At 42.6% G+C, this 26789-nt stretch carries 26 protein-coding genes and 1 rRNA gene; 5 read left to right on the plus strand and 22 right to left on the minus strand.

Annotation, left to right across the window (positions count from 1 at the left end; all coding sequences use genetic code 11):
* A 16S ribosomal RNA gene (locus tag N8M93_RS20420) occupies positions 1–119 on the minus strand; the annotation flags it as partial.
* 358 nt (positions 120–477) lie between these two features.
* Positions 478–1347, minus strand: a complete 870-nt coding sequence (locus N8M93_RS20425) for a nucleotidyltransferase-like protein (protein ID WP_261134498.1) — start codon at positions 1345–1347, stop codon at positions 478–480.
* Positions 1348–1503: 156 nt separating this feature from the next.
* On the opposite strand from N8M93_RS20425, the gene N8M93_RS20430 reads away from it, so the two are divergent.
* Positions 1504–1860, plus strand: coding sequence for a YgzB family protein (locus N8M93_RS20430; protein WP_261134499.1), 357 nt, complete (start codon positions 1504–1506; stop codon positions 1858–1860).
* A 172-nt stretch (positions 1861–2032) separates the two neighbouring features.
* Here the strand turns inward: N8M93_RS20430 and perR are convergent, their stop codons facing one another.
* From perR to N8M93_RS20475, 9 genes are all read right to left on the minus strand, one after another.
* Complete coding sequence (gene perR, locus N8M93_RS20435; protein WP_314728316.1) at positions 2033–2470, minus strand: peroxide-responsive transcriptional repressor PerR; 438 nt, start codon at positions 2468–2470, stop codon at positions 2033–2035.
* A gap of 106 nt (positions 2471–2576) precedes the next feature.
* Positions 2577–3128: a cob(I)yrinic acid a,c-diamide adenosyltransferase gene (locus N8M93_RS20440; protein ID WP_261134502.1), complete on the minus strand. Its 552-nt coding sequence runs from the start codon at positions 3126–3128 to the stop codon at positions 2577–2579.
* A gap of 3 nt (positions 3129–3131) precedes the next feature.
* A complete protein-coding gene (locus tag N8M93_RS20445; protein ID WP_261134576.1) occupies positions 3132–4082 on the minus strand; it encodes a D-2-hydroxyacid dehydrogenase in 951 nt (316 codons plus the stop codon).
* Between the two features lie 300 nt (positions 4083–4382).
* Positions 4383–4850: a thioredoxin-dependent thiol peroxidase gene (bcp, locus tag N8M93_RS20450; protein ID WP_261134504.1), complete on the minus strand. Its 468-nt coding sequence runs from the start codon at positions 4848–4850 to the stop codon at positions 4383–4385.
* A 65-nt stretch (positions 4851–4915) separates the two neighbouring features.
* The gene (locus N8M93_RS20455; RefSeq protein WP_261134506.1) at positions 4916–5350 is read right to left on the minus strand and encodes a potassium channel family protein; all 435 of its coding nucleotides are present in this window, start codon (positions 5348–5350) and stop codon (positions 4916–4918) included.
* Positions 5351–5415: 65 nt separating this feature from the next.
* Positions 5416–6699 (minus strand): hemolysin family protein, encoded by a 1284-nt coding sequence (locus tag N8M93_RS20460; protein ID WP_261134507.1) that lies wholly within the window; start codon positions 6697–6699, stop codon positions 5416–5418.
* A gap of 88 nt (positions 6700–6787) precedes the next feature.
* A complete protein-coding gene (locus N8M93_RS20465; RefSeq protein ID WP_261134508.1) occupies positions 6788–7573 on the minus strand; it encodes an ABC transporter permease in 786 nt (261 codons plus the stop codon).
* Positions 7574–7578: 5 nt separating this feature from the next.
* The gene (locus tag N8M93_RS20470) at positions 7579–8370 is read right to left on the minus strand and encodes a daunorubicin ABC transporter permease (protein ID WP_261134509.1); all 792 of its coding nucleotides are present in this window, start codon (positions 8368–8370) and stop codon (positions 7579–7581) included.
* Positions 8363–9376, minus strand: a complete 1014-nt coding sequence (locus N8M93_RS20475; protein ID WP_261134510.1) for an ATP-binding cassette domain-containing protein — start codon at positions 9374–9376, stop codon at positions 8363–8365. The genes N8M93_RS20470 and N8M93_RS20475 overlap by 8 nt, the downstream gene beginning before the upstream one ends.
* Before the next feature lie 256 nt (positions 9377–9632).
* Here N8M93_RS20475 and N8M93_RS20480 point away from each other — a divergent pair, with 256 nt between their 5' ends.
* The gene (locus N8M93_RS20480; RefSeq protein WP_261134511.1) at positions 9633–10922 is read left to right on the plus strand and encodes a glutamate-1-semialdehyde 2,1-aminomutase; all 1290 of its coding nucleotides are present in this window, start codon (positions 9633–9635) and stop codon (positions 10920–10922) included.
* A 301-nt stretch (positions 10923–11223) separates the two neighbouring features.
* On the plus strand, positions 11224–12312 hold the full coding sequence (locus N8M93_RS20485) for an aromatic acid exporter family protein (protein ID WP_261134512.1): 1089 nt from the start codon (positions 11224–11226) through the stop codon (positions 12310–12312).
* 316 nt (positions 12313–12628) lie between these two features.
* On the opposite strand, the gene N8M93_RS20490 is transcribed toward N8M93_RS20485, so the two are convergent.
* From N8M93_RS20490 to N8M93_RS20530, 9 genes are all read right to left on the minus strand, one after another.
* Complete coding sequence (locus N8M93_RS20490) at positions 12629–13540, minus strand: ABC transporter permease (RefSeq protein WP_261134513.1); 912 nt, start codon at positions 13538–13540, stop codon at positions 12629–12631.
* Positions 13541–13646: 106 nt separating this feature from the next.
* Entirely contained in the window at positions 13647–14651 is a 1005-nt protein-coding gene (locus N8M93_RS20495) for an ABC transporter permease (protein WP_261134514.1), read from the minus strand.
* Between the two features lie 179 nt (positions 14652–14830).
* Positions 14831–16426, minus strand: coding sequence for an ABC transporter substrate-binding protein (locus N8M93_RS20500; protein ID WP_396125751.1), 1596 nt, complete (start codon positions 16424–16426; stop codon positions 14831–14833).
* Between the two features lie 22 nt (positions 16427–16448).
* The gene (locus N8M93_RS20505) at positions 16449–17435 is read right to left on the minus strand and encodes an ABC transporter ATP-binding protein (protein ID WP_261134516.1); all 987 of its coding nucleotides are present in this window, start codon (positions 17433–17435) and stop codon (positions 16449–16451) included.
* Positions 17436–17449: 14 nt separating this feature from the next.
* Complete coding sequence (locus N8M93_RS20510; protein WP_261134517.1) at positions 17450–18421, minus strand: ABC transporter ATP-binding protein; 972 nt, start codon at positions 18419–18421, stop codon at positions 17450–17452.
* 303 nt (positions 18422–18724) lie between these two features.
* Positions 18725–20452: an ABC transporter ATP-binding protein gene (locus N8M93_RS20515; RefSeq protein WP_261134518.1), complete on the minus strand. Its 1728-nt coding sequence runs from the start codon at positions 20450–20452 to the stop codon at positions 18725–18727.
* Positions 20453–20565: 113 nt separating this feature from the next.
* Positions 20566–21093, minus strand: coding sequence for a DUF402 domain-containing protein (locus tag N8M93_RS20520; RefSeq protein ID WP_261134519.1), 528 nt, complete (start codon positions 21091–21093; stop codon positions 20566–20568).
* A 439-nt stretch (positions 21094–21532) separates the two neighbouring features.
* Positions 21533–22207 (minus strand): SOS response-associated peptidase, encoded by a 675-nt coding sequence (locus N8M93_RS20525; RefSeq protein WP_261134520.1) that lies wholly within the window; start codon positions 22205–22207, stop codon positions 21533–21535.
* Between the two features lie 616 nt (positions 22208–22823).
* Positions 22824–23165: a gamma-type small acid-soluble spore protein gene (locus tag N8M93_RS20530; RefSeq protein ID WP_261134521.1), complete on the minus strand. Its 342-nt coding sequence runs from the start codon at positions 23163–23165 to the stop codon at positions 22824–22826.
* A gap of 163 nt (positions 23166–23328) precedes the next feature.
* Here N8M93_RS20530 and N8M93_RS20535 point away from each other — a divergent pair, with 163 nt between their 5' ends.
* Positions 23329–23553, plus strand: a complete 225-nt coding sequence (locus N8M93_RS20535; protein WP_261134522.1) for a hypothetical protein — start codon at positions 23329–23331, stop codon at positions 23551–23553.
* A 190-nt stretch (positions 23554–23743) separates the two neighbouring features.
* Here the strand turns inward: N8M93_RS20535 and N8M93_RS20540 are convergent, their stop codons facing one another.
* Positions 23744–24502 (minus strand): SDR family NAD(P)-dependent oxidoreductase, encoded by a 759-nt coding sequence (locus N8M93_RS20540; RefSeq protein WP_261134523.1) that lies wholly within the window; start codon positions 24500–24502, stop codon positions 23744–23746.
* A 3-nt stretch (positions 24503–24505) separates the two neighbouring features.
* A complete protein-coding gene (gene mutY, locus N8M93_RS20545) occupies positions 24506–25603 on the minus strand; it encodes an A/G-specific adenine glycosylase (protein WP_396125747.1) in 1098 nt (365 codons plus the stop codon).
* Positions 25604–25803: 200 nt separating this feature from the next.
* Here mutY and N8M93_RS20550 point away from each other — a divergent pair, with 200 nt between their 5' ends.
* A complete protein-coding gene (locus N8M93_RS20550; protein ID WP_261134525.1) occupies positions 25804–26787 on the plus strand; it encodes a metal-dependent hydrolase in 984 nt (327 codons plus the stop codon).
* Positions 26788–26789 lie beyond the last annotated feature (2 nt).

The raw sequence follows: 26789 nt of genomic DNA on the forward strand, positions 1-26789 counted from the left end.
GTTACTCACCCGTCCGCCGCTGACCTCTGAGGAGCAAGCTCCTCGTTGGTCCGCTCGACTTGCATGTATTAGGCACGCCGCCAGCGTTCGTCCTGAGCCAGGATCAAACTCTCCAATAAAGTGTTTGTGATGCACAGGATGTGCAAACTTCGATGTTGTCACAGGACGTGACGAACTTAATCGAAGATCCTTAACTCGTAAAACTTAAAAATTGATTCAGGGTTCTTTTTAAAAAGACCCGTTTCACGCTTGGCTTTTGTTCAGTTTTCAAAGAGCTGTTCACTTCAATGATCAGTGGAAAAACACTGTCTTTTATTGAAGTTTTTTGTTGTCGATGTCTTTAACAGCGACTTTTATAGAATATCATCTGTAAGCCCCGATGTCAACGACTTTTTTTGAAGAAAAATCCCGCCGCTTTCGCAGCGACGAGATATAATATACCATGCACTAATTTTAGTGTCAATAACTTATTTGCATTTAGTTTTTAAATTGATACGTCCTATGAAAGATCCCTATTCCCTTCGTATCCTGTCGAATGACCTGGATGTATTCCTTCTCGATCAGATGCTCGATCACCGCGCCCAAGTCTATTTTATAATCCTGCATTTCAGGATGAACCATCAATTGATAAAACGACCATGCTCCTTCCCTCGTATTCATGATGTCTTTGAGGTGTCGTGATCCAAGTTCTGTTTTAGCCGACATGGAGAATTCGTTTGCTAAGATCAACAATTCAATCCGTTTGTTGATTGGTTCATCACTGGAAGTAAGTTCTTCATATAACTTATAAATTTCAGGTTCAATTTGTTTCACCTGGTTCCACACAGTGACTTCTGGATAGAAACCATGTTCAATGACAGAAAGACGTGCAAGATGATGAAGCGCATGGATGATATTGTTGTATGCATCCAAATAGTGACCAGCATGATACAGCTCTTTCCCATCAGAAAATCTGCGAACCAGTTTGGCGAATTCCATTCCTATTTTCTTCTTACGTTCAGCGATTGGGAAATCGTTTATCCGGGACTTAAGTGACTCCACAAATTCATTCCGATCGAATAAGACCTTCCCGTTTACGACCCAATCAACAACACGGCGATGAGAACCAAGCATCAACCATTTATTCAGCTGGTGCAGCGTCACAACGTGCAGAGCCGCTTTTTTTTCTTCAAATTCATAATGCTTTACTTGCCAGGGTGAATCAGCTTGTTCAACAATAATGAATAAAATCACATCAAAGTGATCGGTAGATGGGCTGAACTTTTTATTTTTTTCTATTAATAGTACACCTAATGTTTCTTCACGACTTGCTCTTTCCTGATAGAGTGGCCGTAAGATATCTTCCATTGTTCAATCATCTCCTGTGCGAATGTCCGTTGTACGTTCCAATTTACACTATTCAATATCATATTGATTTTTCCTCTAAGATTATGAAATGTTAAAAGATTGTTCATGATTTTGATTTTTATATTTGCTATACTGTCTGAAGGAGGAATGTATATTATGGAATTGAAATATACAAGTAAGATCAATAAAATCAGAACGTTTGCCCTGAGCCTGGTGTTCATCGGCATTATCATAATGTACCTTGGACTTTATTTTAAAGCAAGTTTTACAGTGATGACGATTTTCATGTTGATCGGTTTTTTAGCGACATTATCAAGTGCTGCGGTATATATATGGATAGGGATGCTGTCGACGAAGGCGGTCCAGGTAGAATGCCCGAACTGTCATAAGGTGACGAAGGTGCTTGGAAGGGTCGATGCATGCATGTTCTGCAAGCAGCCGTTAACAATGGATCCATCACTCGATGGTATTGAATTCAGTGAGGAATATAACAGGAAAAAGAAAGAGGATTGATGAAAAGTGACCTTCAAATGGGGGTCACTTTTTTTAGCTCTACGCCTATGGCTTGGCTTTGCCAAGTTTTCTTTATCTGAAAGGTACCCGTTACATTTAATTGCAACTAAATTTTTTTAAGCAAGAAAAAATGACCTCCGCTCCATCAACTCATTGGGCGAAGGTCATCTTTTTAATGGACCTTTTGGCATTCTGGACATGTTCCGTAAACTTCCATACGGTGATTCGCAACTTTGAAGCCTGTTACGTGCTTTGCGACATCCTCCACTTCATCAAGTCCAGGATAGGAGAAGTCGACAATTTTGCCACAGCTTTCACAGATGATGTGATAGTGGTCTGTCGTTACACAATCGAACCGGCTGGAAGAATCTCCGTAGGTCAGTTCTTTTACAAGTCCTGCACCTTTAAATACACGCAGGTTGTTGTATACAGTCGCTACACTCATATTAGGAAATTTGTCCTCTAATGCTTTATAAATCTCATCGGCAGTCGGATGAGACATCGTTTGGATTAAATACTCTAGAATCGCATGACGTTGTGGCGTAATGCGAACCCCCGCATCCTTCAACGTATCAACCGCTGTTTGCAATCGGTTTTCCTCTTGTGTCATCGTCATGCACCTCTCTTCCGAAAGACATTATTACTTTATAATATTTATAATTAGTGTACACGGAATTTGTGACAATTGTCAATTATAACCCTTATCTTATGCGGATTTACTCCTCTTCATGTAAGATTGGTTCCACTACATTCATTTTCTGATTCGTATACCGGGCTGCTACGAATAAGAAATCAGAGAGCCGGTTCAGATAGGAAAGTACCAACGGATTGACTTTTTCTATTCCGACCGCTTGTCGTTCTGCTCTTCTCACGACAGTTCGGGCTACATGAAAAGCTGAGGCGGCTTTTGAGCCACCTGGGAGCACGAATTGTTTCAACGGTGTCAATTCCTCCTCCCATTGGTCGATCGCCTGTTCAAGGTAGGTGATATCACTCTCTTCCAACGTCCATCCTACTTTTTTATCTATCGGCGTCGCTAACTCTGCTCCCACATGAAAAAGCACGGTCTGAACCCTACGGACCACTTTTTCAAATTCCGCTTTCCATTCCCTGTTCTGGTCCTGTAAATGACTTAAGCCTAACCCTATCATTGAATTCGCTTCGTCACAGGTCCCGTATGCTTCAACACGAGGATCGTTTTTCCCGACACGATCACCGTAAACAAGTGAGGTCGTGCCTTTATCTCCAGATTTCGTATAAATCTTCATCAATCAATACCCCCTGATGAGATCGATTTTATTTAGATACTCCCCTTCACCTTGTCGAAAAACCTTAAGATTTTCTTCGAATTGATCAAAGGCGCGTCGCTGATAAAGAGGTGTGATGCCTGAAAGGTGTGGCGTAATCGTTACATTCTCCATTTCCCAAAGTACATTATCCTCCGGAAGAGGTTCTTTTTCCATCACATCAAGGACTGCATGTGCAATCTGATTTTCTTGAAGAGCTTGGATTAAACCTTGCTGATCAACCGTTGTCCCTCTCCCTATGTTTATGAAAACGGCATGCTCTTGCATTCTTTCAAAATGTACCTTCTTTAAAAAGGCGTATGTTTCATCGGTTTTCGGTAAGACAGATACAACGAAATCTGCTTTACGTAAAAGATCTTCCAGCTGATCGAAGGTGACCATTTCATCGAAGTGATCCACATGACGGCCGCTGCGGTTCAGTCCGATCGTATGCATGTTGAAGGCTTTAGACAATCGTGCAATTTCAGAACCGATTGCACCTGCACCCAATACGCCAAGCGTATTACCATATAATTCCCCAACTTGGAATTTACGTTCCCACACTTTATTCTTTTGATTTTCCTTGATCAAGTGGAATTTACGATTCACTTGAAGCATCATACCGATTGTATATTCAGCCATGGGTATTTTATGAATGCCTCTTGCGTTTGTAACAAGTATGCCCTGTTCCTTAATCGCTTCGAACGGCATTTTATCAAGACCAGCTGACATGACATTGATCCATTTCAACTGTTTGGCTTTTGAGATGATTTCAGGTGTTAAATCTTCTCCATATGTAAGCAGAATATCTGCATCAGACAAATACTCTTCCGCTTCCTTTATGTTTTGACAGAACTGGAATTGGATATCTGGATATTTGTCCTTCATTTCGTCCTGGATCGAATAACGTACTTTTGCTGAAGATACGATGAACATCACGATTACCTCCCTAGGTTTCCTACTTTTATTAAACAACAATTCAATCGGCATCGTCCAATATTAAACAAAATTTTCTGACATTTCTCCTTGTAGGCTTTTGGCTTTTTCTAATTCGCTGCCTTTCCGCTGGTGATCTGCAGGTTATTAACCAATGCCATTATAAAAAGAAACAGGGCTGTCCAAAAAGAAAAGTGTCAGACACCTCCGACACAACATTTTGTCTCAAAAACACGCTTTTTCTCAAAATGTCGTTAAGTTCGGAGAGACTCAAACACTTTTAAGGACAGCCCCTGTTTGCTAAAGATTTTCTTTTATATATCCAAGTGCTTCTGTTACATGATCCTTAACTTTCACTTTACGCCACTCTTTCACAAGCTCACCGTCCTTATTGATGATGAACGTAGAACGGACAATGCCCATGTATTCTTTGCCGAAGTTCTTTTTCAATTGCCATACGTCATAGAGTTCAGCCACTTCATTGTCTTCATCAGCAAGCAATAAGAATGGAAGATCATGCTTTTCAATGAATTTCTTGTGGCGGTCGATTGGATCCGGGCTTACCCCGAGGATCACAGTGTTTTGATCACTGAACTCACTGTGATGGTCTCTGAAATCGCAAGCTTCCGTTGTACATCCTGGTGTCATGTCTTTCGGATAGAAATATAATACGACATTTTTCCCTTTGAAATCTGAGAGGCTGACCTTCTCACCATTATTCGCTTCTAAAGTAAAATCCGGTGCTTTTTCTCCTGTTTTGACAGACATGATTTGTACCCTCCTATTTTAAAATCATCTATAATAAGGGTACCCAATAACTTGGAAGGAAACAACTAATCCGATTTCCATTCTGTATCAACGACAGTGGAAAGAACGAAGGCTGCTGGTAAAAGGTATCCGACCAATGCTTCGATGATTGAAATCCATCTGCCGATTCCGACTGGTGTAATATCTCCATACCCTACGGATAAAAGGGTAACCGCACTGAAATAAGATACCACTTCAGTCAGTTCGACATACGTTCCGTTCACGGGTGCCCCGTTTTCCATTAGCACTGGGACCCCAATCATCAAAAGGCTGAAATAGATTGCACCGAATCCAAGGATGATGATGGAATAGACGATGAATAAAGCCATAAGATCATCAAAAGAAATGAATTTACGCGATTTTTTATGTAAATGGCGAGGATGTCGAAAAAAAGACACAAGGCTTTTTTGTACGATGATGAAGACCGAAACGAATACAAAAACCACAATAAGAAGATCCATCTTATCCACCTCTTCACATTCCTATGCTGAAAAATGAAAAGATAGGACAAGATGGACAGGAAATGCTAGTGTCCGATTGCATCAATACGTTTGATCTGTTGGTCATCAGCTTCTATGATTCTAAAAGTCACATGTTCGAAACTATATTCTTCGTCTTCAGAAATGTCTGAGCTTTGTGTCAACAACCAGCCTCCAATCGTATCCAGCTCTGAGTCGTCGATCTCGATTTTGAAAAACTCATTGACGTCAGAAATCAGTGCTTTACCGTCAAGGATCGCATGGTTACGGTCGAGTTTTTCAATCTGGGGCTTTTCCTCTGTATCGAATTCATCACGGATTTCACCGACAATTTCTTCGATGATATCTTCAACCGTGACGAGACCTGCAGTACCTCCGTATTCATCGACTAGTATCATCATATGCACCCGTTCCTTCTGCATGTGCACAAGCAATGTTTTAATCGGAGTCGTTTCAATCACTTTATGGACCGGTCGGATGAACTCGTTTAGCGGACGTTCTTCCTTCATTAGCAAAGAATTGAAGACTTCTTTTATATTAACAAGTCCGATGATGTGGTCTTTATCACCATCTGCAACAGGATACCGGGTGAACTTTTCATTACTCATGATTGAAATATTCTCTTCCATCGGCTCATCCGTGAACATACAGACCATCTCTGTCCGCGGTACCATGATCTCTTTAGCAGTACGGTCATCGAATTCGAAAATTTTATTGACGTAGTGAAGCTCTGACTTATTGATTTCTCCGCTTTTATAGCTTTCAGACAGGATGATTCGTAGTTCCTCTTCAGAGTGGGCTACTTCATGCTCGTTTGCTTGTTTGAATCCAAGCAACCTTGTTAAGACGCGAGCCGATCCGTTCAATGCCCAGATGAAGGGATACATGATTTTATAGAACCATATCAATGGTTTTGCGAGTAACAGGCTGATTCCTTCGGCTTTCTGGATGGCGACCGTCTTCGGGGCAAGTTCACCTAAAACGACATGCAAAAACGTGATTGTTGAAAAAGCGATAACGAAAGATAGCGTGCTTGCAAGTGCTTCTGAAATCGCGAACTTCTCGAATAATGGATGTAGGATCTCTTCGACCGTAGGTTCACCTATCCACCCTAGACCGAGAGCGGTGATGGTGATTCCGAGCTGGCACGCTGACAAGTATCCATCCAGATTGTCTAGCACTTTTCTGGCTGCTTCAGCTCTCTTGTTTCCATCCTCAACAAGTTTATCGATTTTAGTTGAACGTACTTTCACGATTGCAAATTCTGCTGCTACGAAAAAAGCCGTGAGCGCAATCAGAATGGCAACGTATAGAAGATCGATGATAACCACGGGTCGCCTTCAGTAAATGAAGGCTTCACCTCCGTCCCTCGTTAATATTCTTTATCATTCCTCTGAACGGGTAAAACATAACATACCTTTAACTTCCCGCTCCCCGGTATTTCGTAACCCCGATGTTCCATAAGAATATCGCCAATGCGAAAAAGAAAATACCCATGACAGGCGTCAAATACGCGTATCCGTACCATTCTGTTTTATTGAGAAAAAATGCTGCAGGATAAACCCCGACGAATGCGAAAGGTAAAATCCATGTAAGTACATAGCGGATGATCTGATTATAAATATCAACCGGATACCGTCCGAAGTTTCCAATGTTGTACATCATCGGCATGATATCCGTACGGCTGTCCGACCAGAAGCTGATCGTTGCCAGACTGATGAAGATACCCGCATAAACCAGCGCGCCTCCAATAACGAATAACAGGAATAAAAACGGATCGTACCATGCGATCGTCATCCCAAGATTGCTCCCCGCATAAAACATGACAGCAAGACCCGTGATGACACCGAACATCGATTCCAATTCCATACGTTCAAGAATTATCTGGAACAGACTATGGATCGGCCGCGTCAGGATACGATCGAGTTCACCTTTTACGATATAACGCTCATTAAAGTCCCAAATGTTGAAAAAGGTAGAAAAAAGCGCGAAAGGTACTAAGAAGAAACCATAAATAAAAATGATTTCGTCCTTACTCCAGCCACTCAATAACTTGGTATGACCGAATACGACTAGTATGAAAATCAGGTTGACCGCCTGGAAAAGCAAGTCGGACAAAATTTCCACTACCATATCTGAACGGTATGTGAGCCTCGTTTTCATGTATTGGCCGACGTATTGGACAAAAATTGAAAGATAAGACATGACGGCTACCCTCCTTGTATGACCATTTGTTTTTTTGCTAGAATCCATAAGATCTGTATCGGTACAAGGAGCAATAAGCACCATAAAACCTGCATCATCAGGGCGTTCAAGACCTGCTGTCCGACGAATCCTTCAGAAAAGATCATGCTTGGGACATAGGAAATGTACATGAACGGGAACCATTCCATAGCGGATTGAGCCCACCCAGGATAGAAACTGATCGGCAGGATCAACCCCGAAAACAGATCAATGACCACTCTTTTGGCCCTCATCAAACCGTCATTGTTAAATATGAAGAAAGTGAAAATGCCCGTCATCAAATTGATTTGTGTATTGATGATGAAACTGAATAAGATCGAAATCCCGAAATATCCCCAGGTAGCGAGATTTGCAGAAAATTGGAGCGGAAAAACGAGACTGACCAGGAACATGCCCGGTACGGAAAAAAAGAGCAATCGGAATATCCCTTCGCCAAGCGCCGCCATCGTCTTCATATTGAGATAATGATACGGACGGATCAATTCGACGGCAACTTTCCCCTCTTTAATTTCCAGCGCGATTTCACGGTCGATATTGTTAAAATAAAACGCTCGTGCCATCCAGGCTACGGCTATGTATGTGGTCATCTGTATGACTGACAACCCCTGGATGTCCTCTTTACCACCATAAATGGCACTCCATAAAAAGTAATAAGCAGCTATGTTGATACTGTAAATGATGATACCGCTGTAATAGTTCGTTCTATACGCGAGCATCATCAAAAACCGAATGCGGATCATTTCAATATACTTACCCATGGATGATGCCCTCTTCGTAAATATTACGAATGATCTCTTCAGTTGAAGTCTCGAGGATTTTCAGGTCAAGAATCTGATGATTAGCAACAACGTCACCGATGACTTGCGAGATGATATCTTCATCATTCGTCACATTGGCTGTCCAGCTGTTTTCATTTTCTCCAGGCTCCCAGACGACAAGCTGCTGACCAGTGGACTCGATCAGTTCATCTCGCGTTTTTGGAGTTTTAAAGTGGAACTGGATTTGTTTCCCTTCCCCCCAACTTGTTTTCAGCTGATTGAGCGCACCATCATAAATGATTTTCCCCTCATCCAACATGACGACCCGTTCACAGAGAGCTTCGATATCGGACAAATCGTGCGTGGTCAGCATCACTGTCGTGTTGTATTGTTTGTTCATCTCTTTAAGGAACTCACGGATCTTCAGCTTTACGAGCACATCGAGGCCGATTGTCGGTTCATCTAAGAAAAGCAGTGGTGGATTGTGGATGAGCGCTGCTGCCAATTCACACCGCATCCGCTGACCAAGTGAAAGTTTACGAACAGGCTTGTCGAGCAGTGGCCCGATATCAAGCGCATCAATTACCATCCCCATATGATTACGGTAATCCTCATCTGAGACATTGTATACCTTTTTCAGCAGCCGGAATGACTCTTGCACAGCAATATCCCACCAGAGTTGAGAACGTTGTCCGAATACGACTCCGATTGTTTTTACGAACTTCTCCCGCTCCTTATGTGGATTCATTCCATTGATCAATACTTCCCCAGACGTCGGCGTGAGGATCCCAGTAAGCATCTTGATCGTCGTAGACTTGCCCGCTCCATTCTCCCCGATATAACCGATCATTTCACCAGGCTTTACATCAAGAGAAATCGAATCGACCGCCCGATGAATTTTATAATTTCTCGTCAAAAGATCACGGAAGGCACCTTTCAGACCAGATCTACTAGAATATGATTTGAATTCCTTCGTCAAGTTTTCAACATGTATCATTGAATTCATTACCTCTCCCCCTCTTCTTGCACCACTAACAGTTTATACAACCTCAACAACAAAACACAAATCCACCGATTCATGATATAGTAGGCAGTGCCAGGCACGACAATTTACCCCTTGCGCCCCAAGGGTTTTCAAATGGTGCCTGGCACCGAATGAGAACCGTTGGGGTTGTTGAAGTCTGGAATGGTGCCTGGCACGGAAGTAATTATTAATTCAAATGTCAGCCAAATTATATTTCATTCTTAGAGGAGGTTTAGTGATGAATAGAGAGAATTCAGAGAGATTGTACGAGGATGCACTTGAGCATATTGTTGGTGGGGTGAACAGTCCTTCACGTTCATACAAGGCCGTTGGCGGCGGAGCTCCGGTGTTTATGGAGAAAGCGAAAGGGGCTCATTTTTGGGATGTGGACGGCAACCGATACATCGACTATCTTGCAGCTTACGGTCCGATCATCACCGGCCACGCCCACCCGCACATCACCAAAGCAATCACGCATGCAGCGGAAAACGGGGTCTTATATGGGACACCGACAAGCCTTGAAAATCAATTCGCAAAAATGCTGAAAGAAGCGATTCCTTCCTTAGAAAAAGTCCGGTTTGTCAACTCAGGGACTGAAGCAGTAATGACGACAATCCGTGTCGCAAGAGCATATACCGGCCGAGACAAGATCATCAAATTTGCTGGGTGTTACCACGGACATTCAGATCTTGTCCTTGTTGCAGCTGGGTCCGGTCCATCTACTCTCGGCACACCAGATTCGGCAGGTGTTCCAAAGAGTATCGCGCAAGAAGTCATCACAGTTCCATTCAACGACATTGACTCCTTTAAAGAAGCGATCGATAAATGGGGTCATGAAGTTGCGGGTATTCTCGTTGAACCGATCGTAGGAAACTTCGGGATTGTCGAACCGAAACCAGGTTTTTTAGAAGAAGTGAACGAAATCGCCCATGAAGCCGGGTCTCTCGTCATCTATGATGAAGTGATCACGGCATTCCGTTTCATGTACGGCGGGGCGCAAAACCTATTGAATGTCGAACCGGATATGACTGCCCTTGGTAAAATCATTGGCGGAGGCCTTCCGATTGGAGCTTATGGTGGTAAGAAAGAGATCATGGAAAAGGTAGCACCACTTGGCCCTGCCTATCAAGCTGGTACAATGGCTGGAAATCCCGCATCGATTTCAGCCGGAATTGCTTGTCTTGAAGTCTTACAACAAGAAGGCGTATATGAACATCTCGAAACGCTTGGAGAAAAGCTTGAAGCTGGCGTCCGAACACTTGCAAAACAGTATTCCATACCTTTGTCACTCAATCGGTTGAAAGGCGCGCTTACCCTTTACTTCGGTTCAGAAAATGAAGTAACCAACTATGAACAAGCTGAAAAAAGTGATGGAGAACTATTTGCGAAGTTCTTTAAACTGATGCTTGAACAAGGTATCAACCTTGCTCCTTCGAAATATGAAGCCTGGTTCCTCACCACAGAACATACAGATGAAGATATTGAAGAAACATTAGAAGCAGTCGAAAAAGCCTTCCAAAAGCTATAATATAAGGAAAACTGAAATTGGGCTGGTCCACAATGGATCAGCCTCAATTATATAAAGGTGCAGAGACCAGGGATAGCGAGTATATTTTCAAATTGTAATAACCACAACAATTTATGCTTATAACAAGCATAACCTCAAAAAAACAAGCATGAATACGAAAAAACTACATAATCATAGGGATGGATGCTTTCTTTTTTATTTATCAAAATTAAGCTTTCATCTCCCTATTGCTTTCTTTAAGGTTTGGGTGTATAGTACGTTCATTATTAACAATGCTTTTAGAAAGGGTTTTGCTAAAACTATGAAATTCGGTGCTCGTATTTTAAAAACAGGAGTCGCGATTTCACTAGCATTATATATTACACATTGGTTGAACCTAGAATCAGCGGCCTTTGCAGCCATTGCAGCAATGTTCGCTATCCAGCCGACCATTTATCGATCTTATCAGACAATCGTTGAACAAGTACAGGCGAATCTGATAGGTGCAACACTCGCGATCATAGCGGTGCAGACATTGGGGAATGAACCGATCGTAATCGGTCTGATCGGGGTCCTTGTCATCGCAATCAATATTAAATTGAAAATAGAAAGTACAATTCCCCTGGCGATCGTTACCGTCATCATCTTGATGGTCAATCCTGGGGACAATTACCTTACTTTTGCCATCACACGTTTTTCTGTAATCATGATCGGCGTGTTCTGTGCATTCCTGGTGAACTTGATTTTTCTTCCGCCAAAATACGAAACACGTCTTTACCATAAAAACGTCAAAAATATGGAACAGGTTGGTCAGTGGATCCGTCTTGCTACCCGTAACGATGCAGACCGTAAAATATTGAAAGAAGATCTCACAAAAATCAATGAAAGTATGATAAAAGCAGATAACTATTACCTTATGTTCAAAGAAGAACGCAGTTATTTCAAAGGTTCTGACTATACGAAGAATCGCAGGCTCGTATTGTTCCGGAATATGATTTCGACAACGTACAAAGCGTTAGCGATTTTAAAAAGTTTGGATCAGCATGACCATAAAATCTATCAGATGCCTGATACTATCCAAAAATTGATACAGGATCAGCTCGATCATTTGACGAACTATCACCAAAAGATCTTGATGAAATACATCGGGAAAGTTCGTTACCACTCCCCTGATGATGCCATCAATCAGTTGGAAAAAGACGAAAAAGAATTGACAGAGTATTTCATGGATCTTTATGACCATAAACAGGTGGAACGGGAACAATGGATGAACATCTTCCCCCTCATCGGCTTGATCATCGATTACAACCATCACTTGATTCATCTGGATCGATTGGTCGAGAGTTTCCACACCTACCATGCTTCAGAAAACGAAGTGAAAATATCAGACAGCTATCCACAAGACGAATAATCGATAAAAAGCAAAGGGCTGATCCAAAAGTGTCCGACAGTTTGGGGTCAGTCCTTTTTGTATAGAAAAATTTAGAGGACACGAGAGACCTTATTCCCGTAAAGCTGCTATGATTCACAAAATTAGAGGACACCAGAGACCTTATTTCAATAAATCACCTATGAAAATGCTCTAAATAACACCGATAACGGAACAGATGTCCTCTATTTTTTGAGAACACTGCATTTTTGTCACACATAAAGGAACAGATGTCCTCTAAATGTAAAAACGCAAGTGACTCCCCACTAATGGAATCACTTGCGATTAAATACATATCTTAGCTTTTCATTTTCGGATCTAACGCATCACGCAGGCCATCACCCATAAGGTTGAAGCCAAGAACAGTCAACATGATTGCGAGACCTGGGAAAATCATCGTCCACGGTGCATTTGTAATATAAGACCGTGAATCTGCAAGCATTGTACCCCATTCTGGTGTAGGTGCTTGAGCTCCTAATCCAAGGAAACCAAGTGCAGCTGTTTCGATGATTGCAGTGGCAATCAATAATGTACCCTGTACGATGATCGGTGCTGTACTGTTCGGCAAAATGTGTTGGAATAATATTCTTGAATCTTTCATGCCGACAGCTTTGGCAGCCGCGATATACTCTTCTTCCTTGATACTCAAAACTTTTGAACGCACCAATCTTCCGAAGTTCGGTACGTTGATGATGGCAATCGCGATCAGAGCATTCCTCAAGGAAGGACCTAAAACAGCAACAATTGCGATCGCCAGTAAGATACTTGGAAAAGCAAGCATGATGTCAAAGAGTCGGGATATGATGGTGTCAACCCATCTACCATAGTAACCGGCTATGATCCCTAAAATGGATCCGACTATGATGGAACCCATAACAGCGAAAAAGCCTACTGTGAGTGAGATTCGGGCGCCATAAATCGTCCTGCTTAAAATATCCCGACCAAAATCATCTGTCCCAAACCAATAATCCGAAGAAGGTGCTTCGAGCTTTGCATAATTATCTGAAGAAAGCTTTTGTTCATTTATTCCCTCAGGGGCGATAAGGGGCGCAAAAACTGCCAGAATAACAAAGAAACTGACAAGGCCCAATCCCAAAAGCGCCATTTTGTTTTTACGAAAGCTCTTCCAGGCATCTCTCCATGGCGAAGCAGGCTTTTCTTCTTGCTGCTTTGGCTCGATTGGATTTTCGTTACGTGCTAGTTCCGCCATAATGTTCTCTCCTTTGAAAATAATAAGCATTCAAAAAGTCATTACCGACTGAAGTTAACCGCGTCTCTCCGCCGTTTATCATGCGGTGACTTTTTGACATCAATTATTATTGATATTTGATTCTAGGATCGATTGCCGCATATAAGAGATCCACTAGAAGATTAATCGTTACAAAAACTAAGGCGATGATAAGTATTCCAGATTGGATGACTGGATAATCACGGAATCCGATTGCGTCATAGATGTATCTTCCGATTCCAGGCCAACTGAAGATGGTTTCTGTAAGAATTGCTCCACCTAATAACAGTCCCATCTGTAGACCAATTACTGTTAAGACGGGTATGAAAGCATTTTTCAGTGAATGCTTGTAAACAACCCAGAACATGCGAAGACCTTTTGCCCGGGCTGTACGGATATAGTCGGAACGCATCACTTCCAACATGCTTGAACGAGTCATCCTTGCAATGATCGCCATTGGAATCGTTGCTAATGCAATTCCTGGTAGTACTAAGTGTTTCAAGACCGTCTGTAATTGATCGAAACGCCCTTGTATGATCGTATCGATGATGTACAGATTTGTAATCGAATCAACAGGATTCAATATACTTTCCCTGCCTGATGTAGGGAATATTTCCCACTCGACGGCAAAAGCCCATTGTTCCATCAACCCAAGCCAGAAGATCGGCATTGAAACTCCGATAAGTGCAAGAAGCATCGCAACATAGTCAAACCATGAGTTTTGGAACCAGGCACTGATGATCCCTGCGTTTACTCCAATTACAACTGCAATGATCATTGCAAATAATGATAGTTCTAATGTCGCTGCAAAATAAGGCCATATCTCTTCACTGATAGGTGCGTGGGTGCGAATTGAATTCCCAAGATCACCAGTGAGTAAATCTTTCATGTAAATGAAATATTGTGTATACCAAGGTTCATCCAAGCCTAAGGAATCTCGTAATTGAGCTACAGCTTCCTTCGAAGCTTGCTGACCTAGGATAATTTGTGCTGGGTCCCCTGGAATCGCCCGAATCAGGAAGAACACGATAAGTGACATTCCGATAAGAACAGGGATCAGCATCAAGATTCGTCGTATTGTGTACGCAAACACTTTTCTATCACCTCTTCAGCATACTGGCTTAATTTCGTAGGGTCATAGCTGCTTATTCTCTAGATAAGCCAATGCTATGCAAACCGGTTTTATATACTACCTGTTTGCGGACAAGATAAATAATCCGGTTCACAGTTTGAAACCCAAAAGAAAAGGGGAGCACTACACTCCCCCATCTCTTATTCGCTTAAAGAAACATTTGTTAACTTGTCAGAACCTGTCGGATGTGGTTTGAATCCTTCAATATTCTTAAGTCCTGCAAGTGCTGGCTCAGAGTGTACAAGTGGTACCCAAGGTGATTCTTCATGAAGGATCACTTGCGCTTCTTTATAAAGCTCTGCACGTTTATCTTCATCAGGTGTTGATTGTGCTTCAATTAAGAGATCGTGTAACTCGTCGTTTGAGAAACGAGAGTAGTTGTTAGAACCGATCGTATCTTTATCTAGTAATGTGTAAAGGAAGTTATCTGCGTCACCGTTGTCCCCAGTCCAACCTAATAGGAACATAGGTGCTTCACCTTTTTGAGTCTTCTCAAGGTAAGTACCCCACTCGAAAGATACGATTTCAGCTTCTACCCCGATTTTAGCAAAGTTTGCCGCGATTGCTTCTGCAGCTTTCTTACCATCTGGCATATAAGGGCGAGGTACTGGCATAGCCCATAATTCAGTCTTGAATCCATCTTCATATCCTGCTTCAGCTAACAATTCTTTTGCCTTATCAAGATCAAATGGATAAGGATCGATTTCATCATTATATCCATTGATGACCGGTGGCAGTGGGTTCTTAGCTGGCTCAGCTTGTCCTTCATAGAACGCTTTGATCAATGCCTCCTTATCGACAGCATGGTTCAATGCTTGACGTACTTTCTTATCGTTGAATGGTTCCATCTCAGTGTTGAATCCTAGGTAACCAACGTTCATTGATGGGCGGAAGAATGGCTTCAATTCTTCTGCTTGTTCAATTTCAGCAACATCACTTGGATTGACACCATCGATCAAGTGGACTTCACCAGTTTTCAATGCATTCAGACGGTTTGAGTTATCCGGAATTGCACGGAAAATGACTTTATCAAGCTTTGGAAGTCCCTCTTTCCAATAATCCTCGTTCTTTTCGATTGTAATACGGTCATTACGCTTCCAATCGACAAATTTGAAAGGTCCAGTACCGACTGGTTGAGTTTCAAGGTTGTCAAATTCACTAGGTGCACCGATTGAAAACGGTGTCATCGCTAAGTTCTTCAAGAATGGAGCTTGCGGACGGTTCAACGTGAATACGACTGTATGCTCGTCTTCAGCCTCTACACTCTTGATGACATGTCCTTCGTCACCTTTAAATCCGCCAAACATAGATGCATAATAAGCAAATTTCCCAGCATCTCCACTAGTCATCCAACGTTCGAAGTTTTTCACTACTGCTTCTGCGTTGAAATCATCACCATTATGAAACTTTACTCCTTCACGGAGTTTGAACGTATAAGTCAGACCATCTTCAGATACATCCCACTCTTCAGCAAGTGAAGGGTGTACTTCTGTGTCTTGCTCTCCATATTCAACTAAAGTGTCATACACGTTTTTAATTACTTTGAATGATTCTCCATCTGTTACAATAGCAGGGTCTAAAGCTACAGAGTCACCACCACGTCCGAATACCAACGTTTGGTCTTTCTTTTCATCTCCACCGTCTCCTCCACTGCCAGAGTCTGAGTTACATCCTGCCAATGCTACTGACATGACCATGATAACGGCTAGTGCCCATAAAAATCCTTTTTTCATCAGGTACTCCCCCTCTTGAATGTTTTTATATAGACTTGTCATCTTCATATAGGTGACAAGCTACATAATGATTTTCTTCTACTTCTTGGAACTTTGGAACAACCTTTTTACAGACATCCATTGCTTCGGGACATCTTGTGTGGAACGGACATCCTGCTGGCGGGTTGGATGGACTCGGTACATCTCCCTGCAGCATGACGCGATCTTTTTTATAATCAACATCAGCTATCGGAACAGCTGACAATAACGCCTGTGTATACGGATGCAACGGTTTTTCATACAGCTTTTCACTGTCTGCCAATTCAGCTATTTTTCCTAAGTACATCACCCCTACTCTGTCGCTGATATGACGAACGACACCAAGATCGTGGGCGATGAATACATATGTCAGATCAAATTCTCCTTGTAAATCTTGTAGGAGATTCAGTACCTGTGCTTGAACAGATACATCCAATGCTGATACAGGTTCATCCGCAATGATCAACTTCGGTTTTACTGCAAGTGCTCTCGCAATTCCGATCCGTTGACGCTGCCCTCCACTGAATTGGTGGGGGTACCGTTTGGCGTGGTAACCGCTCAACCCTACCGTTTCAAGAAGTTCCCGTACACGTGCTTTACGTTTTTTGCTGTCCTTTTCAATACCATGGACAATCATCGGTTCCTCGATGATCTTTTCTACTGTATGCCTTGGATTGAGTGATGCGTAGGGGTCCTGGAAGACCATTTGCATATCTCTGCGGATCTTACGCATTTCTCCATTTGAAAGTTTCGTCAGCTCTTTTCCATTGAAACGAACCTCACCTTCTGTCGGTTCCAACAGCCTTAGGAGCATACGTCCTGTTGTGGATTTACCACATCCGCTTTCTCCGACCAATCCAAGCGTTTCACCTTCATTGACTGAAAATGATACGCCATCTACCGCCTTTACAGATCCGATTTGTTTCCCGAACACGCCTCCGGTAATCGGAAAATGTTTCTTCAAGTCTTTTACTTCTAACAATGGCTGTGACATTTTTCGACCCCTTCCTAGCTGTCATGGAGCCAGCAACGAACCTGGCTTCCATCCTCTTGTTCTTCTAATTGTGGTGTTTCGGCAAAACAGCGGTCGAAAGCGTGTTCACAACGTGGTGCAAAACTGCAGCCTTTTTTAATCGATCCTGGCTTCGGTACCGTTCCTGGTATGGAATACAGACGATCTTTCTTCTGGCGCATATCTGGAACAGATTGAATCAATCCAACTGTATATGGATGCTTCGGCTTCTTGAAGATCGTTTCGACATTCGCTTCTTCAATGACTTTGCCGGCATACATGACGACGATTCGCTGACACATTTCAGCTACGACACCAAGATCATGCGTAATCATGATGATCGATGTATCCGTTTCATCATTCAGACGTTTCATCAAATCAAGGATCTGCGCTTGGATTGTCACATCCAGTGCCGTGGTAGGCTCGTCCGCTATAAGTACCTCCGGGTTACATACCATGGCCATTGCGATCATGACTCTTTGTCTCATACCTCCGGATAGCTGATGCGGGTAGCTGTCCATCAATTCTTCAGCTCTTGGAAGCCCTACCAATTTCATGATTTCGACTGCACGATTCCATGCCTTCTTCTTATCCCAAGAATTGTGCAAGCGAATCGCTTCAATCAGCTGATTCCCTATTTTATATACTGGATTCAATGATGTCATCGGTTCTTGGAAGATCATCGCGATATCGTTCCCGCGAATTTGTCTCATCCGTTTATCCGTAGCTTTTGTTAAGTCTTCACCTTTGTAAAGGATCTCCCCACCTACTACTTTACCTGGAGGAGAAGGAACAAGCCCCATGACCGAGAGGGATGTTACGCTTTTTCCGCAACCTGACTCTCCGACAATTCCGAGGACCTCGCCGCGCTTTACATGAAAGTCGACATTATCGACAGCGGGCACTTCACCATCATCAGTGAAAAAATAGGTCTTTAACCCCTTAACGTCCAGTACTGGAGCATCCATCCGCCCCACCTCTCTTTCTGTCTCTGAATCTTGATGTTTAAAAGTTTACAAAATTGTTACGTCTCTGAACGTCTGTTCATAATTATGCCATCACTACACTTGTTTGACAACACGAAAAATTTAGAAAAATTAAAATATACGTCTTATGTACTATTAGACAAAAGTCCATTAAATCCTTCTTTTTTACCGTTTTTTCTCTTTTATCGGCTATATAATACCTATTTACGCACCTGTTTTATCCTTTATTTACCTACAAAAAAATGAGGTTGATATATAGATACCAACCTCAAAAAATATTACAATCTATTTTTCATCTAACGCTTGTACAGTAAACAAATTGTAATAACTACTTTTATTCGCCATTAATTTTTCATGTGAACCGATTTCTGAAATAGCCCCATCTTCAATCACAACAATCCGGTCTGCATGTGTGATCGTAGCCAATCTGTGCGCTACGATGAAGGTAGTCCTGTCAGCAGCGAGGGTTTTCAGGGACTCCTGGATAAGCTGTTCACTCTCCAGGTCTAGCGCTGAAGTTGCTTCATCCAAGACGAGTAATGGTGGATTTTTCAAAAATACTCTTGCAATCGCAAGTCGTTGTTTTTGACCACCTGAAAGTTTGACCCCGCGTTCACCGATTTTCGTGTCATACCCTTGCGGGAGCTTCATGATGAAGTCATGGGCATTCGCAGCTTTAGCAGCACTGATCACCTTTTCATCTGAGGCATGAGGATCTCCCATTTTAATATTCATCCGGACGGATTCACTGAACAGGATATTATCCTGAAGGACCATACCGATCTGGTTTCTCAGCGTACGGACTTGATAGTTGCGGATGTCTTCCCCATCCAGCAGTACTCTTCCGCTTGTCACATCATAAAATCTCGGTATCAAGCTGACTAAGGATGATTTACCACCACCACTCATTCCGACAAGGGCAATCGTTTCACCAGCTTTCACATCAAGTCGGATATCCTTCAATACCGGCTCCTCATCTTCATTATATTGGAAAGTAACCCGGTCGAATGATACATTCCCGTCAACATGCTTCAACTTTTTTGCCCCAGCTTTGTCTTCGATGTCATAGGCTTCATCCATGAAATCAAAGACACGATCCATAGAGGCGATTGCTTGAGTTAAAGTAGTCGATGAGTTCACCAAACGTCGTAATGGGTTGTAAAGGCGATCCATGTAGGCAACGAACGCAACCATCGAACCTACAGTAATTTTTCCTGTGATCGCAAAATAACCAGCAACCCCGATGACAAGCATTGGAGCTATATCAGTAATCGTATTGACAACGGCAAAAGTCCGTGCGTTCCAGGATGTGTGATCAAGTGCTCGGTTCAAAAAGTTCGAGTTACGGACATCGAACTGCTCATGCTCGTAGTCCTCAATAGCAAAACTTCTGATCACCGTCACCCCCTGGACACGTTCGTGAAGGTGTCCCTGAACCTCTGCCAGCGCCTGAGAACGATCTTTCGTGAGCCTCCTCAACCGACTGTAGAAATATTTGACAGATAAACCGTAAAGCGGCAGCAAGGAGATGGCAACGAGCGTCAGCCAGACATCCATGGTACTCATGATTACAATAGCAATGACGATTGTGAACATATCAAGCCAAACATTCATCAACCCCGTAATGACGAAGGCTTTCGTCTGCTCGACATCATGGATGACCCGCGAAATGATCTCGCCCACTTTCGTATTGGAATAGAATTTGAGGCTCAGGCGCTGAATGTGGCTGAACAAGCTATCGCGGATGTCATAAAGGATTTTGCTCGCAGTCCATTGCGCATAGTATTGACGGTAATACTCAATCGGCGGCCTTAATACGATAAAAACAAAAAAAGCGCCGCCCAACACCCAGGACAAGCGGGATAACTTCTCTTCAAAACTAATATCTGCATTGATCACGTCATCGACGACATATTTTAAAATCAACGGGATCAATAACGGGATTCCAAATTTGAATATCCCGATGAACACCGTCACAATGATCTGTTTCGTGTAAGGTCGTACAAACTTCATATATCGCTTTGTACTACTCGTCGGAATCACCTCCAGCTGTTTTTTTCAGCAGCACTTGCTTCGTACATGTGGAGAAAGGAGCTGACCTGAATGGATGCGTCAGTCCCCTTCCTTTAACGGTATTCTAAGAATCGTTCATACCAACCTTCAACAAAATCAGGCTCAAAAGGGCCTTTCCGCTGGTTGATCATCGAACATAATTCATCCATGTTCCGTTTCAAAATTTCATTGATTTCTTTTGGATAGTCCATTTCCTTACGATGAAGAGCAAATTCATCCTCATCAAGAATGGTATAGGTCATATCTGGAAATACTTTAACATCCAAATCATAATCAATATACTTCAAGGCTTCTTCATCATACGTAAAAGGAGTTCCGAGATTACAGTAGTAATGGATTCCGTGTTCACGCAGCATTCCGATGACATTGAACCATTGGTCCGCGTTGAAATAGCAAATCGCAGGTTCCCTCGTCCGCCATTGTCTTCCATCAGACTCAGTGACTATGATACGGTCATTTCCGCCGATTACTACTGAGGAAGTTCCTTTAAGTACAATCGTTTCTTCCCACACACGGTGCAGCTGCCCATTATGTTTATAACTTTGAATTTGAATCGAACTTCCAGTGGTCGGAAAAGACATACAAAACTCCTTCCTTGCATTTTATAACTCTTTTTAATAAGGCTTTGTTAAATGACGATGTTGATTTTTCGATGAGTTGGATAGAAGCGAAATCCGTGATACTCATGTGGAAAGGCGTATCAAGCGGGTCCCCGCAGCGATCAAGGTTCTAGACTAACAACCATCAAAATCCTGCACATGCTGTTCCTAAGCGCAGAAAGACAATGATGGGATCTAAGTCGTGGTGAACGTCGTAGCCTGTACATCCGGTAAAGTGAGTGAGGAAGCTTGCAGATATAGAGCTGGAGCATGGTATGATGTCTAGCTCAGCGACCAGTCACTTGGATCACTTCAGCATGAATTTCGCAAAAAGTATAACAAAGTCTTTTAATAAGGCACGTTTAATTTTTCTCTTCCTATTATATCCTTTAATCCTATAAATGAAAATGAATGTGCATTCTCAGGGTGATACCTTTTCAATACACTCGGGAACGTCATTACGTGGTGAATTTACGATGGTCGGTACATCATAAGCCGTCATTTTTGAAGCATCGAACGGTTTCATCATATCAACTAACGCATCAGTCTCTCCGTCCCATTGAAGCCATCTCGAATAGTCCTCTTTCGGTAAGATGACAGGCATCCGATTATGAATATCCGCCATCAGTTCATTGGGTTCTGTCGTCATGATCGTACATGTATGAACAAGTGTCCCCTTATCATCCTTCCACTTTTCCCATAATCCTGCAAAGGCAAAGGGAGTTTCATCCTTCATTTTTATGTATTTCGGTTGTTTCTGTTTTCCTTCTTTTTTCCATTCGAAAAATCCATCCGCCGGGATCAAGCATCTCCTTTTTTTGAAGGCATGCTTGAAACTTGGTTTTTCAGGTACTGTCTCAGCCCTGGCATTGATTAATTTGTGCCCGATTGAAGGATCTTTCGCCCAGAAAGGAACCAATCCCCATTTTAAAAAACCTGCCCTCCGCTTATCACCATTTGATACAATGGCCAGGATCTCTTGCGATGGTGCGATATTGAATCTTGAAGGCAAATCAAACTCAGAGGCGAATTCGTCAATTTCAAACCAATCCATCAGTAGATCGATTTCAGCTGTCAACGTAAAGCGTCCACACATTTATAGTTCCACCTTTCCTCATCAACAGTTTAGCCTGACTTGGTCGTTATTTAACCATGTTATAGAAATCTCATATTTTGACAAGTCTTTTGCTTTGTGAAAAAACTTGGAAAAGCCAAGCCTTTGGGGCGGGCTGAGCCAGAAGGCGCGCTTATATTGAATACATTCTTTACATGTTGAAAACGCAATTGATCAAATGTGTCTGAGCCTCTGCGAATTCTACTTTTTGAGAGAAAATCGTGATTTTCAAGCAAAATGTTGTGTTGGAGTCACGTTTCTCGTTAAGAAAGTGAATTCTGCAGAGTAAATTTTTGCTGAATTGAGCAATTGAGCACAGTTTGAGGAATTTCACCTCTATCTTGCGTAATCCCACGCCTATCTTGCGTAATTCTACCCCTACCTTGCGTAATTCCACCCCTTTCTTGCGCAATTCGGTACTTTAGATCTATTAGGCGAAGTCTTTGCCATTCGTTCCTCGAAAAAGCAATTGCTTTTCCTAAGTGCGGTATATTGCTTTCGAAGCCCCAGCTTGTGCCCAAGAAAGTATTGATACTTTCTTCAAATGTAAAAGGAAAAGCACCCCCGGCTATTGCCGAGGATGCTTTGTGGAAGGTAACTATTTGTTACGCTGTTGTTGCTGCTGTTGAGCTTTTTGTTGAGCTTGCTGGTTTTGACGACGCACTTCTTGAGCGTTAGTCATTTCACTGCCGAATTCAGCATTGTATTGACCAGCTTGTTGTTGACCAGCTTGCTGTTGCCCAGCTTTTTGTTGAGCTTTTTGTTGAGCTTGCTGGTTTTGACGACGTACTTCTTGAGCGTTAGTCATTTCGCTGCCGAATTCAGCAGAGTATTGACCAGCTTGTTGTTGACCAGCTTGCTGTTGAGCGTTTTGTTGTTTCACATGCTGAATGTTTGTTCCAGCTTGTGTTTGTTGTCCTGGCTTTTGTTGTTTTGCCATGAGTCTCACCTCCACATGAGTTAATTTAACCATCAGGAAGGTGTGTTATCCGACAAATTGAGATGTACCATTTACCATACATAATCCTTGATTTGAAGGATAGATTAAATTCAATATGTACAGGGTAAAAGTAAACTAAAGCCAAGAACAAGGAGGTAACACCATGTATGTAGGTAGAGACATGACGGAATTATCAACGCTCTCGACGGAAGATTGGACTGACAAAGAATTGGCGTTCTTCCATCATTCATTGCAGCAAATGACTCCTTATTTGAATAGTGAAGGAACATCTATTCATCAAGATATCATTGAAGAAATCGAAAAACGGGGCGGCTTGCACCGGGATGAAGCGGATTGGAGTCACGGCACACGTCCGAATTATGAATAAACGATTGGTAAAGAAAACTTGGCTCAGCCAAGCCTTGGCGTTGGCTGAGCCTTAGTTGCGCTTATACTGAAGAAAGTATTTGATACTTTCTTTAAGTGTTAAAACAGCTGGAAGCCACTTGGGGCTCCAGCTGTTTGCATGTATACGACCGAAATAGGGCTTGTTACGGTCGAACCCAAGCATCTAACCCTCAGCTGTTGGAGTACGATTGCCCTCCATCCACGTTAAGAGTCGCCCCTACGACCCAGCTTGCACGATCTGATGCTAAAAATGTGACGACATCTGCGATTTCCTCTGCTTTTCCAAAGCGTCCGCCTGGAATTTCATCTTCTACAAATTGCTTGATTTTCTCAGGATTTTCATCCAGTCTTTTTTGCCAATTTCCAGTTGGATGCAGGATTGCTCCAGGCGCAACGCCATTTACCCTGATTCCATAGCTGATCGCTTCATCAGCTAATGCTTTCGTGAAGCTGATCATTGCCGCTTTCGAACTGTTATAGGTCGTTTTGCCGCCGGATTCACGTCCGTAGATGCTTGAAATATTAATGATCGAGCCTTGCTTATGTTCCTTCATCTTCTGCACAGCAAGTTTACTGAAATGGACTGCTGAATGGAAGTTCAACTCCATCGCATCACGAAACTGTTCCACGCTTGTTTCTTCAATGCTGCCGCCGTTACTGCCACCTGCATTGTTCACTAAAATATCGATGCTTCCATGCTCAGCAATGAATTGATCAAAGATTTCTTCTCGGAGCTTCTCTTCGGTCAAATCTCCCTGGTAAATCGAAATCCCATCGTGTTGCTGCTTCATTTTTTCAAGATCTTCTTCACCTCTTGCACAAATTCCAACATGTACGCCTTCTGCCAGCAATCCTTCAGCAATCGCTTTTCCAATGCCTTTCGAGCCTCCTGTTACGAGCGCTGTTTTGTTCTTAAGATGCAAATCCAAACTTCATTCTCCTTTCCATAAGGCTGCGATTTTTTGATGTGGTACAGGTAAAGGATATGACTCCAACTGTTTTTTTGAAACGAGCTTAGCTTTCTCTATAGGTTCGTTTGCCGTAAACGATCCAGAATAAACCGTGATATTCCAGGTCAGATGCGAAAAGATATGCCGAAAGCTGAGCAATTGGTCGTTTAAATTGGCTTGAATAGGGTATTTTTCTTCTAAGTGACCTTTGATTTGATCTTTTTGTGGAAGATCATTTCCGCTCACTGTCTCATGATTAGGAAACTGCCATAAATTTGCAAGCAAACCGGTAGCTGGCCTTTTTTCAATGATCGTTTCACCTTGCTCATTTTCAAGCAATGCGACAGCGATCGATAAGGTTTTGTTTTTGAGTTTTTTCTTTTTGACAGGCAGTTCGTCCTGAAGTCCTTCATCAAACGCTTTACAATGCGATTGGACCGGACAGAGCAGGCATGTCGGATTTTTAGGGGTACAAATGGTTGCACCCAATTCCATCAGACCTTGATTGAAATGAGATGGTTTTTCTTCAGAAATGAGGATCCGCACAGCTTCTTCAAAGATTTTCCGAGTCTGAGGCTTTGCGATGTCCTCATCAATCAATAAAATTCTTGAAAGGACTCGCATGACATTGCCGTCGACCGCCGGTTCCGGCAGACCGAACGCAATGCTCGCGATTGCTCCTGCTGTATAAGGACCGACACCTTTTAATGACAGGATGTCTTTCGGGCGATCTGGTACGATTCCTTGATATTTTTCTTCGACTTCACGGACGGCAGCTTGAAGATTTCTGGCACGGGAGTAGTAACCTAGACCTTCCCATGCCTTCAGCACCTTTTCTTCATCTGCATTCGCAAGTGCCGTGACAGTCGGAAACAATTCCATGAAACGTTCAAAATAAGGGATCACCGTATCGACTCGGGTTTGCTGAAGCATGATTTCAGACACCCAGATTTTATAAGGATCCCGTTCCCTCCTCCATGGTAAGTCTCTGCAATCAGATTCATACCAGGAGAGCAAATCGGATTGGAAGGCTTCTATCTCTATTTTAAAATCAATTTCGTCTTTCAAATTTATAGGCAACTTTAATCCTCCATCGCGATAGTATATTGAGAATATGAGGCAATAATGCTGTCTCGTCCTAAACTATACTATAAAGTACTGAGAATGATAAAATGATTAACAAAAACCTGAACCAATCGAACTTGATTTTTTGGATACACTATGAATAGACCGAATCTGAATGTGAAATCGTTTTTTTCTGAGGAGGCTTCATCAATAGAATGGATACAGGTACACATATCGTAATGGGTATCGCAATAGGTGGACTCGCTACCCTGGATCCGGTCATTGCACAGGATCCTCTAACGACACAGACCGTTTTAATCGGGACGATCATAGGTTCCAATGCTCCCGATTTCGATACCGTATTAAAACTAAAAAATAATGCCGTCTATTTGCGTAACCACCGTGGTATTACACATTCGATCCCGGCGGTAGTTCTCTGGCCTCTCTTGATTGTAGGATGTTTGGAATTGTTTTTCCCTGGAGCGAATATGCTGCACGTCTGGTTATGGACCTTCTTATCCGTATTTCTGCATGTGTTCGTCGACATTTTCAATGCATATGGCACCCAGGCAATGCATCCCTTTTCAAAAAAGTGGATTGCACATGGGATGATCAATATATTTGACCCGTTCATATTCGCTGCTCATATTCTTGGTTTCATCCTTTGGTACCAGGGATTCCACCCGGGCTATACATTTTTGACGATTTATATCGTGCTGTTCGGTTATTATATTTGGCGTTACCTTTCAAAAAGGCAGACGATAAAGATGGTCAAAGAGGAAGTGCCGGATGCTACAAAAGTAATCGTGTGTCCGACTATGCGCTGGGGGCAAAAGCATGTCGCAGTCATGAGCCCCGGTCAATTCCATGTCATTGAAGTGAAAAATGACAAGCTGACGATCCACGACGTCTATGACCGAAAACCAGTTCCGAAAAATCCGATTTTGGACGAAGCCGTCAAAGACTCAAACCTTGCTGCCTTTTTATCCTTTTCTCCTGTTTATCGTTGGGAAGTTGAAGAAGAGGATGATGGATATGAAGTACGGTTCATCGATTTAAGATATCGTTCCAAAGGGCACTATCCATTCGTCGCTGTCGTGAAATTGGATGAAGAACTTAACATCACCAGTTCTTTCACAGGCTGGGTTTACAGCGAAAAAACATTACGGCGCAAATTGGATGTCGCAACAACAAATTAAAA

Source organism: Bacillus sp. Marseille-Q3570, assembly GCF_946151055.1.
GTDB lineage: Bacteria > Bacillota > Bacilli > Bacillales > Fictibacillaceae > Pseudalkalibacillus.